The following is a 16,141-nucleotide window of genomic DNA, read 5'->3' as shown; positions in this document are numbered from 1 at the left end:
GGAACCGCCATGACGCTGACCCCCCAGCAAGCCCTGCAACGCACCATCGAGCACCGCGAGATCTTCCACGACGAGATGGTCGGGCTGATGCGGCAGATCATGCGCGGCGAAGTGTCGCCGATGATGACCGCGGCGATCCTCACCGGGCTGCGGGTGAAGAAGGAGACGATCGGCGAGATCGCCGGCGCGGCCGCGGTGATGCGCGAGTTCTCGCGCACCGTCGAGGTCGCCGACCGCACCCACATGGTCGATATCGTCGGCACCGGCGGCGACGGCTCGCACACCTTCAACATCTCCACCTGCGCGATGTTCGTGGCCGCCGCGGCCGGCGCCAAGGTGGCCAAGCACGGCAACCGCAGCGTCTCCTCCAAGTCCGGCAGCGCCGACGCGCTCGAAGCGCTGGGCGCGGCGATCGAGCTGCAGCCCGAGCAGGTGGCGCAGGCCCTGGACGCCACCGGCATCGGCTTCATGTATGCGCCGGTGCACCACCCGGCGATGAAGGTGGTGGCGCCGGTGCGGCGCGAGATGGGGGTGCGCACCATCTTCAACATCCTCGGACCGCTGACCAATCCGGCCGGTTCGCCGAACATCCTGATGGGCGTGTTCCATCCCGATCTGGTCGGCATCCAGGCGCGCGTGCTGCACGAGCTGGGCGCCGAGCGCGCGCTGGTGGTGTGGGGGCGCGACGGCATGGACGAACTCTCGCTCGGCGCCGGCACCCTGGTCGGCGAATTGCGCGACGGCGAAGTGCGCGAGTACGAAGTGCATCCGGAGGATTTCGGCATCGCCATGTCGGCCAGCCGCAACCTCAAGGTCGCCGATGCCGCCGAATCGATGGCGATGCTGCTCGGCGTGCTCGACAACGTGCCCGGTCCGGCGCTGGACATCGTCGCCTTCAACGCCGGCGCGGCGCTGTACGTGGCCGGCGTGGCGGCCGATATCGGCGCCGGCATCGGCTTGGCACGCACGGCGATCGCCGACGGCCGCGCGCGCGCCAAGCTCGATGCGTATGTGGCGTGTACGCGGCGCTTGGCGGGTCTGCAGGACGCGGCGTCCGCTGCCGGCTGAACGCGACGGAGCGGCAAAACGGTCGCCGCGTCGCCGCCGCGGCCATCCATGCCGTCGGCAATGCAGGCTTGGTGCGCGCCATGTCGTTCGCGCGTCATGCGGATGAGCGAATGTGCCGGTGGCGATGCGGGTGCAGGGCGGTGCGCTGGCCGGCGCGATAAGCTGCTGTCCGCTGCGCATCGGCGGCGCACCCCGACACGAGGATTTGCATGGCCAACCGATCCTATCTCTACAGCCTCGGCAACCGGCCGACGTCCTACTACGACCGGCCCGACACCATTTCCAGCCTCTCGGAGTGGGCATACGACGTGCCGTTCGTGTACCGGCTGCTGATGTCGGCCGATCCCCAGCTATGCGCCTCGCTCGTGGCGGAAGGCCTGGATGACGACGAGGACGATGACGAGAACAACGACGAGGATGTCGTTGAAGCCGCCGATCAGGAGGCCGACGAGGGCGAAGACGAGGGCGAAGACGAAGAGGAAGACGAAGACCAGCCCCCGCGCCTGCATGCGATCAGCAGTCCGTTCGCGCCGGGCCTGGAGCGGGTCAGGCGCTTCGCCGAGATCGTGAAGGTGATCGCGGCGACGGCTGCGCCTGCCGCACCGCCCGCTCCGGCGCCGATCGCCGCGCCACCACCGGTGTCCTGGCTGGGGCGTCTCGCGCGGATGTTCTCGGCGACGCCGGTATCGGCACCGATCGAGGCGCCGGTGCGCGCGCCTGCGACGGTCGAGCACCTGCCGGGCTGGCTGGACGAAACGATCGCGTTCCTGGAAGAGAACCGCGACGCGTTCCTGCTGCTGGAGACCGTCGAGCTGGACATGATGTCGGCGGCCGAAGAAGCGGAACTGCGCGCATGCGTCGAGGAGGAGATCGAACGCTGCCGCGCCGTCGGCGCCGCCTTCGAGGCCTTGCCGGCCGACACCCACGAGGCGGCGCGCCTGCTGCGCCGCCTGGCTGTCGAACAGGGCGCACCGCCGCTCGATGTCTTCCACGGCCTGCGCTTCGACGACGACTGCGACAGCACGCGCACCGGCGCCACCGAGCGGCCGCTGGGACTCACCAACTGGTCCGAGGTGCTGTACTTCGAATTGTCCGACCGGGAGGAGCTCGACGCACGCGAGGAAAGGGACTGACGCCGCAGACCGCGCCGCAGGTTGCGGTGGGCCGCGAATGCGGCGCGGCTGTCGCCGCGGTGCCACGGCAGCAGGCGGTGCCACAACCGAACCGGCGCGGGAGAGGCACATACATCCGCGCGGCAGCTGTCCGCTCGCGCTTGCCGGCCCCAGAAAGCCGATGCCCATGCTGCTGGCCGCGTCCCGAATCCCCAATCCCCAATCCGGCCGCATGACCCCGGCCTTCACCATCTTGACCGATAATGCCCGTCCCCCAGGATCCAAGCCCTATGAGCAGCGACATCCTCCGCACCATCCTCGCCCGCAAGGCCGAAGAGATCGCCGCGCGCAGCGCGCGCGTGCCGCTGTCCGAGCTGATGGCGCGCGCCGAGGCGGCGCCGCCGGTGCGCGGTTTCGCGCGTGCGCTGCAGGCCGCGATCGCCGCCGGCGACCCCGCGGTGATCGCCGAGGTCAAGAAGGCCAGCCCTTCCAAGGGCGTGATCCGCGCCGACTTCCATCCGGCCGACATCGCGGTCAGCTACGAATTCGGCGGCGCCGCCTGCCTGTCGGTGCTGACCGACGAGGACTTCTTCCAGGGTCACGACCGCTATCTGCAACAGGCGCGCGAGGCGTGCACGCTGCCGGTGCTGCGCAAGGACTTCATCATCGACCCGTACCAGGTCTATGAGGCGCGCGCGCTCGGCGCCGACTGCATCCTGCTGATCGTCTCCGCGCTCGACGACCTGCAGCTGGCCGAACTGTCGGCGCTGGCGCTGCAGCTGGGCATGGACGTGCTGGTCGAAGTGCACGACATCGACGAGCTGGAACGCGCGATCCAGGTGCCGGTGCCGCTGATCGGCATCAACAACCGCAACCTGCGCACCTTCGAGGTATCGCTGCAGACCACGCTGACAATGCAGGACGCGGTGCCGCGCGATCGCCTGCTGGTCACCGAGAGCGGCATCCTCGGCCCGGCCGACGTGGCGACGATGCGCGCGGCCGGCGTGCACGCGTTCCTGGTCGGCGAAGCCTTCATGCGCGCCGAGGAACCCGGCGAGGCGCTGCGCCAGCTGTTCTTCGAACCATGAGCGAGGCCTATCCCGCGCCGCGCGCCGATGCGCCGCTGGTGGTGTTCGATTTCGACCACACGCTGTACGACGGCGATTCGGGCAGCCACCTGTTCGCCTGGCTGATCCGGCGCAACCCCGTGCGCCTGGCCGCCGCGCTGCTGGCCACGCCGCTGCTGGGGCCGCTGGTGGCGATGCTGCCGACCCGGCGCACCGGCATCTCCGGCTACGTGTGGATCGCCAGCTTCGGCCTGCACCGCGCCCGCGAGTTCAATCGGGTGATCGACCAGTACGTGCTGCAGCACGAGGCGCGAATCCGCCAGCGCCTGCTGCCGCACGCGCTGGAGGTGTTCGCCCGGCACCGCGCCGCCGGCGACCGGGTGGTGGTCGCCACCGGCGCGCCGCCGGAACTGGCGCGCGCCATCCTCGGCTTCGTCGCCCACCAGGACGTGCCGGTGGTCGGCAGCCTGATCGGCCCGCGGCTGGGTGCGGTCACCGCCACCCGCCACTGCCACAACGAAGAGAAGATGCGCATGCTGCGCGAGCTCGGCTATGGCGAGATCGCCACCGCCTACTCCGACAGCACCGCCGACCTGCCGCTGCTGCACGCCGCCGCGGTGCCGGTGGTGGTCAATCCGAAGGCCTCGGCCGTGGCCCGCTTCCGCCGCGAACTGCCCTCCGGCACGCCGATCCTGAACTGGGGTTGCCGCGACCGCGCTGGCGACGCCTCGCCGCAATAACGGGCTAAGCCCACCAGCGATGCAGCGTGCTGCCGATCTGGTACAGGCTGATCCCGAGCACCAGCAGGCCCACCGCCACCAGCACCCAGCGTTCGCGCACCCGCTTGACCAGCACCGCCGCCAGCGGCGCGGCCAGCATGCCGCCGACCAGCAGCCCGAGCACGATTTCTAGGTGCTGGACGCCCATCGTCAGCAGGAAGGTCAGCGAGATCGACAGCGTCACCAGGAATTCGGCGGCATTGACCGTGCCGATCGTGGTGCGCGCCTGGCCGCCGCGCGCCAGCAGGGTCGAGGTCGCCACCGGCCCCCAGCCGCCGCCGCCGCTGGCGTCGAGCAGGCCGGCGACGAAGCCCAGCAGCGGCACCCGCTGCACCTGCTGCCGCGGCAGCGCACGACCGGCGGCGCGCAGCAGGATCAGCACCGCCAGGCCGAGCAGATACAGATGCACGAACGGGCGGATCACATCGCCCGGCAGCTGGGTCAGTACATAGGCGCCGAGGATGCCGCCGGCCATGCCCGGCAGCGCCAGGCGCAGGAACAGGCGCTTGTCGACATTGCCCAGCGCCAGGTGCGACAGGCCCGAGGCGCCGGTGGTGAAGACTTCGGCGCTGTGCACGCTGGCGCTGACCGCCGCCGGCGGCAGGCCCATACTCAGCAGCACGGACGAGGACACCAGGCCGAAGGCCATGCCCAGCGCGCCATCGACCAGCTGCGCCGCCAGGCCGACCAGCACGAACCAATAGAAGGTCTCGCTCAGAACCATCGCGGTGGACCGCCGCCGCTAGCGCGGCGCGCGGTCGCGGCCTTGCGCTCAGCGCGCGCCGTACAGCACCACGGTTTTGCCACGGGCGTGCAGGATGCCGTCGACCTGCAGCTTCTTCAGCACCCGCCCGGCCATCTCGCGCGAGCAGCCGACCAGCCGCGCCAGCTCCTGCCGCGAGACGCGCAGCTGCATGCCCTGCGGGTGGCTCATCGCCTCCGGCTCCTGCGCCAGGTCGTGCAGGGTACGCACGATGCGGTCGGTGACGTCCAGGAATGCCAGACGGCTGGCCTTGCGCGAGGTGTCGAGCAGGCGCTTGGACAGCTGCACGCCGATCGCGTACAGCACCCGCGGCGCATCCGCCGACAGCGAGCCCAGGAACAGCTGGTGCAGCCGTTCGTAGCTGATCTCGGCCAGTTCGCATGGAGTGCGGGTGCGCAGGATCACCTCGCGCTGGTCCGATTCGATGAACAGGCCCATCTCGCCGACGAACTCGCCGCTGCCGAAATAGCCCAGCACCAGCTCGCGGTCGTCATCTTCCTCGGCGATGATGCTGACCGAGCCGCTGACGACGTAGTACAGGGTGCCGGCCGGATCGCCGGGCCTGAACACGTCGGTCCGCGCCGGATAGCGACGCCGATGGCTGTGCGCCAGGAAGCGGTCGATGGTGGCGGTGTCCAACGTCAGAGGACTTGGAGCGATGCGCACAGGTGTTGCAGTGGAGGTGTTTCCGGGACTCATGGCGGCTTCGCTACTACGTGAGTCCCGAAGCTTAACGGGACGCGTTGTCTGCGGCAAACGAGCGCCAATCCCCACGTTTCGCTACGGGCGCGTTTGGCCCATAATTGCTGCCCTTTCTACCCCATCCATCTTTTAGAGGATTCACGCCCGTGGTCAAGCCGTTGCCTCGCCTGAGGCTGCAAGGTTTCAACAACCTCACCAAGGCGTTGAGCTTCAACATCTACGACGTCTGCTACGCGGTTTCCGAAGAGGAGCGCCAGCGCTACATCGAGTACATCGACGAGCAGTACGACGCCGACCGACTGACCGAGATCCTCACCGATGTGGCCGAGATCATCGGCGCCAACATCCTCAACATCGCGCGCCAGGACTACGATCCGCAGGGCGCCTCGGTGACCATCCTGATCTCCGAAGAGCCGGTGATCGACAAGAAGCTGGCCGGCAAGGAGATCATCTCCGACGCGGTGGTCGCGCACATGGACAAGAGCCACATCACCGTCCATACCTACCCGGAAACCCACCCGCAGCACGGCATCGCGACCTTCCGCGCCGACATCGACGTCGCCACCTGCGGGGTGATCTCGCCGCTGAAGGCGCTCAATTACCTGATCGAGCGGCTGGAATCGGACATCGTGATCATGGATTACCGCATCCGTGGCTTCACCCGCGACGTGAAGGGCAAGAAGCACTACATCGACCACAAGATCAATTCGATCCAGAACTTCCTGGCCAAGAACATCAAGGCGCGTTACGAGATGTTCGACGTCAACGTCTATCAGGAGAACATCTTCCACACCAAGATGCACCTGAAGGACTTCGATCTGGACCAGTACCTGTTCGAGGAAAAGGCCAAGAACCTCTCGTTCAAGGAGCGCATGCGGATCGAGGCGCTGCTCAAGCGCGAGATCGAGGAACTGTTCCACGGTCGCAATCTGGCCGAGTAGCACGTCACATTCGGCGGGACGGCCCGCCCCGCGGCGTTTGCGCTGCGACCCCTGCCGACGGCGGCCCGATGTGCAGACATCGGGCCGTTTTTGTTTTTATTTGTCTACGGAGACAGACAATGCCATGGATCTACCTGCTGCTCGCCGGCCTGTTCGAAATCGGCTTCGCGCTCGGACTCAAGTACAGCGAAGGCTTCACCCGGTTGTGGCCGACGCTGGGCACGCTGGCCGGCGCCGGCATCAGCCTGTGGCTGTTGACCCAGGCGCTGAAGCACATCCCGCTGGGCACGGCGTATGCGATCTGGACCGGGATCGGCGCGTTGGGCACCGCGGCGCTGGGCATCGCGCTGTTCGGCGACAGCGCCTCGCCGGCGCGGCTGGCCTGCATCGGGCTGATCGTGGCCGGGGTGATCGGCCTGAAGCTGGTCCAGTCCTGAGCGCTGCCGGGTTCGCCGCCTGAGAAGCAAGCCCATGCCCTAACGCGTGGGCTGGCGCAGCGGCGCCTGCGCGGCGCGCGCGGTCCGAAACCGCTCAGGCCACGGCGGGACGACGGCGGCGCGTGCCGAGCACGCGTCCGATCAGCACCTGGTGCGCGGCTGCGGCCAGCAGCGCGGCGATCGACAGCGCGATCGCCAGGCGGGTCAGCACGCCGCCCAGGTTGCCGGCGTGCTGCAGCTGGTCGAGGCGGCCGAAGCGCGACGGGTCGGCATTGGCGTAGGCGATCTCCACCGTGGCGCCGTCCAGCAGCAGCGGCGCGGCCTCGGCGCCGCTGGCCTCGAACGTGCCACGGTGCAGTCGGCCCTTGCTCTCGAAGACATAGTGGAAGCGGTAATGCACCAACGGCTCGGCATGCACGCCGAAGGCGCCGTCGGCGATCACCGGCACCGTGGCCACCGAGTGGTCGGACAGGATCGCGCTGGCGTGGCGGTAGTCGCCGAGCAGGTGGTACAGCAATGCGCCGCCACCGAGCGCGAACAGGCTGGCGAACAGCAGGCGCGAGAGCCAGCGGGTCCGTGGCGAGGCAATGTGAATGGAGCGTGCGGGCATGTCGGTCGAAAATGCGCGCGCGAGCGGCATGGCTCGGCGCAGTGCTGCGGCGGAGACGGGCGGTGCCGGGATGGAACCGCCGGTCGCCGGAACAGGGCAAGCCGACGTGGAATCAGTCAGCTTTCGTTCACTTTAACCCGAATGCGCCGGCAATGCCAGCGCGAGCGTCCGCGGCACGCGTGCCACGCCGTGTTCAGAGCCGGTAGGCGACCGCTTTCATCAGCCGCGAGGCCGCGGCCATCAGGCTCGGAATCGGCGCCGGCAAGCGCCGCGCGCCGGCCTGTTCGGCGTGCTCGGCATGGCGCGCCTCGTCAGCCTTCATCACCTTCAGGACGTCGCGGCTGCGCAGGTCGGCCGGCGGCAGCGTCTGCAGGTGCTCGTCCAGATGCGCCTCGACCTGGCGTTCTGTCTCCACCACGAAGCCCAGATTCCAGCCGTCGCCGCGCAGCCCGGCCAGGGTGCCGATCGCATAGCTGCCGGCGTACCAGACCGGATTGAACAGGCTCGGGCGGCTGTCCAGTTCGCGCAGCCGTGCCGCGCACCAGGCCAGGTGGTCGGTCTCTTCCTGCGCCGCCTCCAGCAGGTGCGCGCGGGTCGCCGGATCGCGCGCGACCGCGGCCTGGCCGAAGTACAGGCCCTGCGCGCAGACCTCGCCGACATGGTTGATGCGCATCAGCCCGGCGGCGTGGCGGCGTTCGTCCGGCGCCAGCACCACGTCGGCGGTGGCCGCGGCCGGGTAGGGGCGCTGTGCCGGCGGATTGCCGAACACCGTCTCCAGGGCGCGCTGGGCCTCGACCAGGGCGCGGTCGAGCGGGGTATGCAGGCGGGGAGCCGTCATCGAGGGGCCGGGGGCGGTAGGGGGCTTCGATTTTCCCCTCGGGCCGCCGCGATGCCAAGCGCGGGCGCCGCCCGTGGCGGCTCCGCCAGGGGTGGACTTGCAAGCGGCGGCGGCGGCGCGTAGAATTTCGCCTCTTGCGTTTTTGCAATTCACAACGCGTGGCAAAGTTCAGGCAGCGTGCTGCCGGAATCCGCCCGACCAACCGAGTCTTCTAATGAGCACCTTCACCGCTAAGTCCGAGACCGTCCAGCGCGACTGGTATCTCGTCGACGCCGCCGGCAAAACGCTGGGCCGGCTTTCCACCGAATTGGCCCGCCGTCTGCGCGGCAAGCACAAGCCGGTCTATACCCCGCACGTCGATACCGGCGATTACCTGGTGGTGATCAACGCCGAGAAGATCACGGTCACCGGCAACAAGCTCAACGACAAGAAGTACCACCGCTTCACCGGCTACATCGGCAACCTGAAGACCGAGACCTTGGCGCAGGCGCTGGAGCGTCATCCCGAGCGCGTCATCGAGATCGCGGTCAAGGGCATGCTGCCGAAGGGTCCGCTGGGTCGCGCCATGTACCGCAAGCTCAAGGTCTACAAGGGCTCCGAGCATCCGCATACCGCCCAGCAGCCGCAAGTTCTGGATATCTAATCATGGCTATCACGCAAAACTACGGCACCGGCCGCCGCAAGTCCTCCACCGCCCGCGTGTTCCTGCGCAAGGGCACCGGCAACATCACCGTCAACAACCGTCCGCTGGACGAGTTCTTCGGCCGTGAGACCGCGCGCATGATCGTGCGCCAGCCGCTGGAGCTGACCAAGAACACCGAGAGCTTCGACATCTTCGTCACCGCCGCCGGCGGCGGCACCACCGGCCAGGCCGGTGCGATCCGCCTGGGCATCGCCCGCGCGCTGGTCGAGTACGACGAAACCCTGAAGTCCGAGCTGCGCAAGGCCGGCTTCATGACCCGCGACGCTCGCGAAGTCGAGCGTAAGAAGGTCGGTCTGCACAAGGCCCGCCGCGCGACCCAGTTCTCCAAGCGCTGATCCACCGCGCCTGGCGTGGAATCCTTCGGGATTCCCCTGGGAAACACGCAAAAGCCCGGCTCCGGCCGGGCTTTTGTCGTTTCGGGGAATCGGTGCTGCGCCTTGGTGGTTGCTGCGCGGTCGAAATTGAGTCGGGCGATGGCGGCCGCCGGGACCGCACGCGTCCGAGCGTGGCGTCCAGGGCATGCGTCTTCAGAAGTATCGGCAGTCGGGCACGCCCCCCCCCGCACGAGAGTCGAGGCTTTACCTCCAACCTGCATCAAAGTGTCTGGTGAAAAGCCCCCTTGGAGTCCAAGGGGGCGCGCCGACAGGCGCGGGGATGTGGGGGCGGAAGGGCTGGGGCCCGCATCTTGCGCAGCAAGGTGCGGGGCGCAGGCGCGTAGCGCCTGCGCAAACCCCGCGCCAAACAAAAAAGAAAGGCCGATCAAAGATCGGCCTTTCTTTTTTGTTTGGCTGCCCCGGATGGATTCGAACCACCGAATGCCTGAGTCAGAGTCAGGTGCCTTACCGCTTGGCGACGGGGCAATGTCGCAGATTGCAATTATCGCACGCCTGCTGCGTGGACACCATGGTGGCTATGGGTGGACTCGAACCACCGACCCCAGCATTATGAGTGCTGTGCTCTAACCGGCTGAGCTACATAGCCTTGGTGAACCGCCAATTCTTATAGTAAATGGGGCGGCTGTCAACGGGTTTTTGCCGCGCTTGTGGGCCGGCCGCAGCCATGGCAGAGTCGGAGCCAGTAGATTTTTCAGGAGTCCGCATCGTGATCGATCCGGACGGCTATCGACCGAACGTGGGCATCGTGCTGATGCGGCCGGACGGTCAGGTGTTCTGGGCACGTCGCGTGCGCCGGGATGGCTGGCAGTTCCCGCAAGGCGGCATGAATACCGACGAGACCCCGGTCGAGGCCATGTACCGCGAGTTGCGTGAAGAGACCGGGCTGTTGCCCGAGCACGTCGAAGTGCTCGGCGCGACGCCTGGCTGGCTGCGCTATCGGCTGCCCAGCCGCGCCATCCGCCGTAACGAACGCCAGGTGTGCATCGGCCAGAAGCAGGTCTGGTTCCTGCTGCGGATGCAGTGCGACGAGAGCGAATTGAACCTGGAGCTGACCGAGACCCCGGAATTCGACCATTGGCGCTGGGTCGATTTCTGGTATCCGGTGGAACATGTGGTGCTGTTCAAGCGCGGCGTGTATGCCCGCGCCCTGCGCCACCTGGCGCCGTTGGCGCAGAGCATCGCCGGGCCGGGCATCCGCGCCATGCCGACCCTGGCGCAGGAAGCGTGGATGCCCGGCAACAACGCCGGCCACGAGCGCCCGCGCAAGCGGCCGCGCAAGCGCGGCGGTCCCCTGGTCGCCCGTATTAATAACGATTAACGGTCGGAATTGACAACCATTCTCACTTTGGTTTGAATGGCGGCAGGCGCAGTCCGCGCCGTCCGCCGCCAACGCCATCGTGTACGTCTGCATCTGCAATGGGGTCACCGATCGCCAGATCCGCGAAGCCGCCGATGCCGGCTGCCGCACCGTGTCCGAGCTGACCATGCGCACCGGTTGCGGTGCCACCTGCGGTTCCTGCCTGGACATGGCTGGCGACCTGCTGGAACGCGCGCTGCTGCGCGACCTGCCGTTGCCCATGCTGGGCGGCATGGCCCGCGCCGCCTGAAAGCGGCGTCCGCGCGGCGCGGATGCGCAGCGGGATGATCACGATTCGCGTTCCTTCACGGCCGCGGCCGATTCGCTAAAGTCTGCGCTTTCCACGCATTAGCGAGCACTGCGATGAAGGGCGACAGCAAGGTCATCGAGTTCCTCAACAAGGTCCTCTACAACGAGTTGACCGCGATCAACCAGTACTTCCTGCACGCCAAGATGCTGAAGAACTGGGGGCTGAAGGAACTGGCCGAACACGAGTACAAGGAATCGATCGACGAGATGAAGCACGCCGACAAGCTGGCGGACCGCATCCTGTTCCTCGAGGGGCTGCCCAACTTCCAGGCGCTGGGCAAGCTGCGCATCGGCGAGAACCCGAAGGAAATCCTCGAGTGCGACCTGGCGCTGGAACAGGACGGCACCACCACCTTGCGCGAAGGCATCGCCTACGCCGAGTCGATCCAGGACTACGTCAGCCGCCAGCTGCTGGCCGACATCCTGGAGTCGGAGGAAGAGCACATCGATTGGCTGGAAACCCAGCTCGATCTGATCGGCCGCATCGGCGAGCCGAACTATCTGCTGACCAAGCTCGAGGACTGAGCGGCGCTTCCGCCTGGCCGTGTTGTGGCCAGCATTCGGGCGGGCCTCGCCCGGCGTGGGTAGCCCAAGGGATGCTGGCACCCCTGTAGGAGCGGCTTCAGCCGCGACAGGCCCTATCCGAAGGTACCCATAGGATCTGTCGCGGCTGAAGCCGCTCCTACACAGGCAATGGGTATGGGCCGCTTATGGCGCCGTGCTTTCCGCGGCGTCGCGCAAGGTGTTGCGGTAGCCCTTCAAGGCCAGCCGCGCACGCGCGAATTCGGCGATGACCAGCGCCACCGCGACCGCGGGGCGCTCCAGCTGATGGGCGCGCACGCCGGTCTCGATGCGCGCGGCGGCGGCCGACAGTGCCAGCGCGCCGACGTTGGCGGCCGAGGACTTCAGCGTGTGCGCCGCGTCGCGCAACGGGTCCAGCTGCGGGATCGCGGCGGCCTGCTCCAGGCGCTGGATCAGCTGCGGCGCATCGTCCAGGAACAGGTCGACGATCTGCGCGGTGGTCGCGCTGCCGGCGAGTTCGCGCAATTCGTCGAGCACCGCGATGTCCAGCACCGGCAACGGGGTCGGCGGCAGCATCGGCGCCGTGTCGGCGCCGTTGGCGGCGGGCGTGGGCGCGACGGACGGCGGCGTCGGCGATGCCGCGCTTTCCGTGGCCTCCGCCTCCGCCGGCAGCGCGGCATCCACCGGTGCGGCATTGGCGGCGCGGTGCGGCAGCCAGCGTTGCAGGCATTCCGCCAGCAGTTCGCGGTTGACCGGCTTGGACAGGTAGTCGTCCATGCCGGCCTCCAGGCAGCGCTGGCGGTCGCCGGCCATGGCATTGGCGGTCATCGCCACGATCGGCAACCGCGGCCGTCCCGCCGCCGCTTCGGCCTGGCGCCACTGGCGGGCGGCGGCGTAGCCGTCCAGGACCGGCATCTGGCAGTCCATCAGCACCAGGTCGTAGGGCTGCGCGTCCAGTCGCGCCAGCGCGGCAGCGCCGTCTGTGGCGCTGTCGCTGCGGTAGCCGAGGACGTCGAGCAGCTTCTGCGCGACCAGCAGGTTGACCGGGTTGTCCTCCACCAGCAGCAGGCGGTAATCGGCGGGCAGCGAGGCCGGGCCGGCCGCGATGTCCAGGCCGGGTTCGGTGGCGATGGCCGGGGTTGGCGTTGGTTCGGCGGCGTGCGCGGGGTAGAGCGCGGCATCGGACGGGGCCAGGCCCACGGCGCCAGCGGGGGCCGCCGCAGGCACCAGCGCCAGCATTCCGCGTAAGTCCAGATCCGCCGCCTGCCGCGACAGCAGCGCGCCGTGCGCGCGGATCTCATCGGGAATCTCCACTTCCCCGTACAGCCAGATCAGGCGCACGCCATGCGGCGCCGGCAGGCGCCCGACCGCGCGCTGCAGGGCGCGTGCGCTCTGGCGCAGGCCGTCGAGGTCGCCGATCACCAGGTCGTAGGGCGGGAGCGCGGCGCCGCCGGCGCGCAGCCGCTCCAGCGCTTCCTGGGTCGAGTCGACCTTGCTCAGCTGCACGCCCCAGTTCGGCAGCAGCCCTTTCAGGCGCTGGTACAGGCGCAGGTCGGCGCCGACCAGCAGCGCACGCAGCCGCGGCAGGCCGCCCTGGAGCTGCGGCAGGTCGCCGATCACCTTCAGCAGCGGGATCTCGAACCAGAACGTGGCGCCCTGGTCGCTGCCCGATTCCACGCCGATGCGCCCGCCCATCAGGTCGACGATGCGTTTGCAGATCGCCAGCCCCAGGCCGGTGCCGCCGTACAGGCGGGTGGTGGAGGCATCGGCCTGGGTGAAGGAGCGGAACAGCCGTTCCTGCTGCTCGGCGCTGATGCCGATGCCGGTGTCGCGCACCTCCAGGCGCAGCAGGTGCTGCGCCTGGGTCTCGCCGAGGCGGCGCACGCGCAACTCCACGCTGCCGCGCGCGGTGAACTTGATCGCGTTGCCGATCAGGTTGCTCAGCACCTGCCGCAGCCGCACCGGGTCGCCGCGCACCGGCAGGCGCACCGCCGGATCCAGCTGCAGGGTCACGCGCAGGCCCTTGGCCTCGGCCGAGCGCTGCATCAGCTGCAGCACGCCGTCGAGCAGTTCGCGCAGGTTGAAGCTGGTGATCTCCAGCTCCAGCCGGTTCGCTTCCAGCTTGGAGTAGTCCAGGATGTCGTCGACGATGCGCAGCAGTTGCAGCGAGGAGTCGTTGGCGGCGCGCAGCATCTCGCGCTGCTCGGTGCCGAGCTGGCCGCGCGCGATCAGTTCCAGCATCGGAATGATGCCGTTGAGCGGGGTGCGGATCTCGTGGCTCATGGTGGCCAGGAATTCGCCCTTGGCCATCGCCGCGGCCTCGGCGGCCTGCTTGGCCTGCACCAGCTCCCGTTCCAGGCGTTCGCGCAGGTGCACGTCGCGCTGCAGCGCGTCGCGTTCGGATTCGGCCAATGCGGCGCGCGCCAGCGCCGCATCCAGCGCGCCGGCCTGCTGCTGCGCGCGCCAGCCGGCCACCACCGCCAGCAGCGCGGCGCTGCCGATGCACAGCGGGGCCAGCAGATGCCACGGCGGCGGCGGGGCCAGCAGCGGCACCGCCAGCAGCGCGCCGGCGACCGCGCTCGCCGCGCTCGACGCGGCCAGCCACGGCAGGGGCCGGCGCCGGCGTGCGGGCATCGCTACAGCACCGCGTTCTGGAAATCGAAGTTCAGTTCGTCGCCGACCGACTGCACCAGGTTGCCCTGGATGAAATCGACCCCGCCCATCCACATCGCCGCGGCCGCCTGCGCTTCCTCGATCTGCTGGCCGATGATCAGCAGCCCGGCGCGGTGCGCCAGGTCGATCGCGGCGCGCAACTGGTCGCGCAGTTCGGCATCGGCATGCGCGTTGGCGAAGCGCGCGGACAGGCGCAGGTAGCCCAGCGGCAACTGGTTGAGCAGCGCCTCGGCCTCGGCGCCGGGTTCGAACTGGCTGAGGCAGAACTGCACGCCCAGCGGCATCAGCCGGGCGCAGAACTGCTGCAGCGTCACCGTGTGGATCAGCGCATCGTCCAGGCGCAGGTCGATCACCAGCGAGGTGCCGGTGACGCCGCGGCGGCCGATCGCCTCGACCAGCCAGTCGGCGAAGGCGCCGCGCGCCAGCGTGCGCGAGGACTGCGACACGAACAGGCGCAGCGGCGGCGTGGCGTGCTGGTACAGGTGCAGCAGGCCGAGCGCGTGGTCCAGCACCTGCTGGTCGAGGTCGGCGATGCGCCCGCCGGCCTCGGCCGCGGGCAACACCTGCCCGGCCGACAGCAGCGTGCCGTCGCGCTGGCGCAGGCGCAGCAGGACCTGGTACTGCGCGGTATCGCCGCCGGCCACGGCGACGATCGGCTGGTAGGCCGGCTCCAGCTGGCCTTCGAACATGGCGATGCGGCCGAGGTCCTCTTCCTCGCGCGGCGGCGCGTACGCGGCCACGCCCTGCGGATGCAGGCGCGCCTGCAGCGCGGTGCGTTCGACCGCTTCCAGTGCGCTGCCGGCGTCCTCGAACCCTTGCGCCAGGTCGGCATAGCCGATCGCGCAGCGCAGGTGCACGGCTTCGTCGTCGCGCAGCGGGAACGCATGGCTGGCCAGGGCTTCGCGCAAGGCTTGCGCGCGCTGCCGCAGCGCGTCCAGGTCGTTGTCCTGGGCCAGCAGCAGGAAGCTGTTGTCGTTGAGCCGGGCCAGCGGCTGCGGCGCGGTGACGCTGGCCAGGCGGCGTCCGGCCTGGGTCATCAGGCGTTCGAACGCGGCGTAGCCGTAGCGTTCGCGCAGGCCCAGCGCGCTGGCGATCTCGATGAAGAACAGGCCGCCGCCGGCGCGCGCGCGCAGCGACTCGCCGAGCAACTGCAGCACGTGGGTGCGGGTCGGCAGGCCGGTCTCGGGATTGTTCAGCGGCACGCCGTCGCTGGCGCTCTGCTGCGCCTGCTGGCGCGCGCGGCGGATGCGGTTGGAGACCGCGGCGATCAGGTGCCGCGGCCGGATCGGCTTGGTCAGGAAATCGTCGGCGCCGCTGTCCAGCACTTCGTATTGCAGCTCCGGATCCGGGTCGCCGGTCAGGAACACGATCGGCAGCAACTGGTGCTGCGGCTGCTGGCGGATCAGCGCGGTCAGGCGCATGCCGTCCAGGCCGGGCATGTGCAGGTCCATCAGGATCAGGTCGGGGCGGTAGTCGGCGATCGCCTGCTGCACGCCTTCGGCCCGCATCTCCACCTGCGCCTGCATGCCGGCGCCATGCAGCACGCTCTGCGCGAACAAGGCCTGCGAACGGTCGTCCTCGACGATCAGGATGCGGTACGGCGCGTCCAGCGGCGGCGGCGGCGCGGCAGCGTCGCTTGCCGCGCTCGGCGCGGCCGCGGCGGTCTGCTCGCCGGGGGCGGCGGCGGAGGCGGTGCCGTCTCCCGCGCGCGGCGCCATGTCGAGGTCGGGCGCCGGCGCTTGCGCGTCCGGCACCGCGTCGGCGGCCCAGCGCCGCCAGTAGTGCGGTGGCGGGGTCTCGGCACGGACGTTGCGCGAACGCGGATCGTCGCGGCTGGAAAGTGGTGCGGTGTCTCTTGCGGCCAT

Annotated in this window: 17 protein-coding genes and 2 tRNA genes; 11 read left to right on the top strand and 8 right to left on the bottom strand. The window is 69.2% G+C overall.

The genetic code is table 11. The features are described from left to right. Positions 1 to 9 precede the first annotated feature (9 nt). From trpD to HDC36_RS15930, 4 genes are all read left to right on the top strand, one after another. Complete coding sequence (trpD, locus tag HDC36_RS15945; RefSeq protein WP_179569163.1) at positions 10 to 1,068, top strand: anthranilate phosphoribosyltransferase; 1,059 nt, start codon at positions 10 to 12, stop codon at positions 1,066 to 1,068. A 317-nt stretch (positions 1,069 to 1,385) separates the two neighbouring features. Further along, on the top strand, positions 1,386 to 2,201 hold the full coding sequence (locus HDC36_RS15940; RefSeq protein WP_179569161.1) for a hypothetical protein: 816 nt from the start codon (positions 1,386 to 1,388) through the stop codon (positions 2,199 to 2,201). 269 nt (positions 2,202 to 2,470) lie between these two features. Next, positions 2,471 to 3,268, top strand: a complete 798-nt coding sequence (gene trpC / locus HDC36_RS15935) for an indole-3-glycerol phosphate synthase TrpC (protein WP_179569159.1) — start codon at positions 2,471 to 2,473, stop codon at positions 3,266 to 3,268. Continuing rightward, positions 3,265 to 3,987: a haloacid dehalogenase-like hydrolase gene (locus HDC36_RS15930; RefSeq protein ID WP_179569157.1), complete on the top strand. Its 723-nt coding sequence runs from the start codon at positions 3,265 to 3,267 to the stop codon at positions 3,985 to 3,987. Before trpC ends, HDC36_RS15930 begins: the two co-directional genes overlap by 4 nt. A gap of 4 nt (positions 3,988 to 3,991) precedes the next feature. Here the strand turns inward: HDC36_RS15930 and HDC36_RS15925 are convergent, their stop codons facing one another. Both HDC36_RS15925 and crp read right to left on the bottom strand, forming a co-directional pair. Further along, entirely contained in the window at positions 3,992 to 4,750 is a 759-nt protein-coding gene (locus HDC36_RS15925; protein ID WP_179569155.1) for a sulfite exporter TauE/SafE family protein, read from the bottom strand. A 48-nt stretch (positions 4,751 to 4,798) separates the two neighbouring features. Next, on the bottom strand, positions 4,799 to 5,488 hold the full coding sequence (crp, locus tag HDC36_RS15920) for a cAMP-activated global transcriptional regulator CRP (protein ID WP_046979198.1): 690 nt from the start codon (positions 5,486 to 5,488) through the stop codon (positions 4,799 to 4,801). A 149-nt stretch (positions 5,489 to 5,637) separates the two neighbouring features. On the opposite strand from crp, the gene speD reads away from it, so the two are divergent. Beyond that, positions 5,638 to 6,432: an adenosylmethionine decarboxylase gene (gene speD / locus HDC36_RS15915; RefSeq protein WP_003476431.1), complete on the top strand. Its 795-nt coding sequence runs from the start codon at positions 5,638 to 5,640 to the stop codon at positions 6,430 to 6,432. 119 nt (positions 6,433 to 6,551) lie between these two features. Further along, positions 6,552 to 6,869, top strand: a complete 318-nt coding sequence (locus HDC36_RS15910) for a multidrug efflux SMR transporter (protein ID WP_003470247.1) — start codon at positions 6,552 to 6,554, stop codon at positions 6,867 to 6,869. Positions 6,870 to 6,963: 94 nt separating this feature from the next. On the opposite strand, the gene HDC36_RS15905 is transcribed toward HDC36_RS15910, so the two are convergent. Next, on the bottom strand, positions 6,964 to 7,479 hold the full coding sequence (locus tag HDC36_RS15905; RefSeq protein WP_241093113.1) for a hypothetical protein: 516 nt from the start codon (positions 7,477 to 7,479) through the stop codon (positions 6,964 to 6,966). A 193-nt stretch (positions 7,480 to 7,672) separates the two neighbouring features. After that, positions 7,673 to 8,317 (bottom strand): 2-polyprenyl-3-methyl-6-methoxy-1,4-benzoquinone monooxygenase, encoded by a 645-nt coding sequence (coq7, locus tag HDC36_RS15900; protein ID WP_179569151.1) that lies wholly within the window; start codon positions 8,315 to 8,317, stop codon positions 7,673 to 7,675. Between the two features lie 214 nt (positions 8,318 to 8,531). On the opposite strand from coq7, the gene rplM reads away from it, so the two are divergent. Then, positions 8,532 to 8,960: a 50S ribosomal protein L13 gene (gene rplM, locus HDC36_RS15895; RefSeq protein WP_003470250.1), complete on the top strand. Its 429-nt coding sequence runs from the start codon at positions 8,532 to 8,534 to the stop codon at positions 8,958 to 8,960. 2 nt (positions 8,961 to 8,962) lie between these two features. Continuing rightward, positions 8,963 to 9,355 (top strand): 30S ribosomal protein S9, encoded by a 393-nt coding sequence (gene rpsI, locus HDC36_RS15890; protein WP_003470251.1) that lies wholly within the window; start codon positions 8,963 to 8,965, stop codon positions 9,353 to 9,355. Between the two features lie 450 nt (positions 9,356 to 9,805). Here rpsI and HDC36_RS15885 read toward each other — a convergent pair. Both HDC36_RS15885 and HDC36_RS15880 read right to left on the bottom strand, forming a co-directional pair. Next, positions 9,806 to 9,880 (bottom strand) — tRNA-Gln (locus HDC36_RS15885). A gap of 44 nt (positions 9,881 to 9,924) precedes the next feature. Continuing rightward, positions 9,925 to 10,001, bottom strand: a tRNA-Met gene (locus HDC36_RS15880). Between the two features lie 120 nt (positions 10,002 to 10,121). Between HDC36_RS15880 and HDC36_RS15875 the strand changes: the two genes are divergently transcribed. The 3 genes from HDC36_RS15875 to bfr all read left to right on the top strand — a co-directional run bounded on the left by HDC36_RS15875 (position 10,122) and on the right by bfr (position 11,606). Then, positions 10,122 to 10,733, top strand: a complete 612-nt coding sequence (locus HDC36_RS15875; protein WP_179569149.1) for an RNA pyrophosphohydrolase — start codon at positions 10,122 to 10,124, stop codon at positions 10,731 to 10,733. Between the two features lie 79 nt (positions 10,734 to 10,812). Further along, a complete protein-coding gene (locus tag HDC36_RS15870) occupies positions 10,813 to 11,022 on the top strand; it encodes a (2Fe-2S)-binding protein (protein WP_179569147.1) in 210 nt (69 codons plus the stop codon). Between the two features lie 113 nt (positions 11,023 to 11,135). Next, positions 11,136 to 11,606, top strand: coding sequence for a bacterioferritin (gene bfr / locus HDC36_RS15865; protein ID WP_145704796.1), 471 nt, complete (start codon positions 11,136 to 11,138; stop codon positions 11,604 to 11,606). A 183-nt stretch (positions 11,607 to 11,789) separates the two neighbouring features. On the opposite strand, the gene HDC36_RS15860 is transcribed toward bfr, so the two are convergent. Both HDC36_RS15860 and HDC36_RS15855 read right to left on the bottom strand, forming a co-directional pair. Further along, positions 11,790 to 14,204, bottom strand: a complete 2,415-nt coding sequence (locus tag HDC36_RS15860) for an ATP-binding protein (protein WP_179569471.1) — start codon at positions 14,202 to 14,204, stop codon at positions 11,790 to 11,792. 35 nt (positions 14,205 to 14,239) lie between these two features. Then, positions 14,240 to 16,141 (bottom strand): EAL domain-containing response regulator, encoded by a 1,902-nt coding sequence (locus HDC36_RS15855; RefSeq protein ID WP_179569145.1) that lies wholly within the window; start codon positions 16,139 to 16,141, stop codon positions 14,240 to 14,242.

This window comes from Xanthomonas sp. JAI131, from assembly GCF_013410075.1.
Lineage (GTDB): Bacteria > Pseudomonadota > Gammaproteobacteria > Xanthomonadales > Xanthomonadaceae > Xanthomonas_A > Xanthomonas_A bonasiae.
Note: the sequence above shows the minus strand (reverse complement) of the source record. Positions and strands in the feature narration are given on the sequence as shown.

What these genes read in the sequence shown, in the direction of transcription:
- trpD (WP_179569163.1), top strand. Translation starts at nt 10, where the DNA reads ATGACGCTGACCCCCCAGCAAGCCCTGCAACGCACCATCGAGCACCGC.
- rplM (WP_003470250.1), top strand. Translation starts at nt 8,532, where the DNA reads ATGAGCACCTTCACCGCTAAGTCCGAGACCGTCCAGCGCGACTGGTAT.
- HDC36_RS15910 (WP_003470247.1), top strand. Translation starts at nt 6,552, where the DNA reads ATGCCATGGATCTACCTGCTGCTCGCCGGCCTGTTCGAAATCGGCTTC.
- HDC36_RS15905 (WP_241093113.1), bottom strand. Translation starts at nt 7,479, where the DNA reads ATGCCCGCACGCTCCATTCACATTGCCTCGCCACGGACCCGCTGGCTC.
- HDC36_RS15925 (WP_179569155.1), bottom strand. Translation starts at nt 4,750, where the DNA reads ATGGTTCTGAGCGAGACCTTCTATTGGTTCGTGCTGGTCGGCCTGGCG.
- trpC (WP_179569159.1), top strand. Translation starts at nt 2,471, where the DNA reads ATGAGCAGCGACATCCTCCGCACCATCCTCGCCCGCAAGGCCGAAGAG.
- coq7 (WP_179569151.1), bottom strand. Translation starts at nt 8,317, where the DNA reads ATGACGGCTCCCCGCCTGCATACCCCGCTCGACCGCGCCCTGGTCGAG.
- rpsI (WP_003470251.1), top strand. Translation starts at nt 8,963, where the DNA reads ATGGCTATCACGCAAAACTACGGCACCGGCCGCCGCAAGTCCTCCACC.
- crp (WP_046979198.1), bottom strand. Translation starts at nt 5,488, where the DNA reads ATGAGTCCCGGAAACACCTCCACTGCAACACCTGTGCGCATCGCTCCA.
- HDC36_RS15855 (WP_179569145.1), bottom strand. Translation starts at nt 16,141, where the DNA reads ATGGCCGCAAGAGACACCGCACCACTTTCCAGCCGCGACGATCCGCGT.
- bfr (WP_145704796.1), top strand. Translation starts at nt 11,136, where the DNA reads ATGAAGGGCGACAGCAAGGTCATCGAGTTCCTCAACAAGGTCCTCTAC.
- HDC36_RS15930 (WP_179569157.1), top strand. Translation starts at nt 3,265, where the DNA reads ATGAGCGAGGCCTATCCCGCGCCGCGCGCCGATGCGCCGCTGGTGGTG.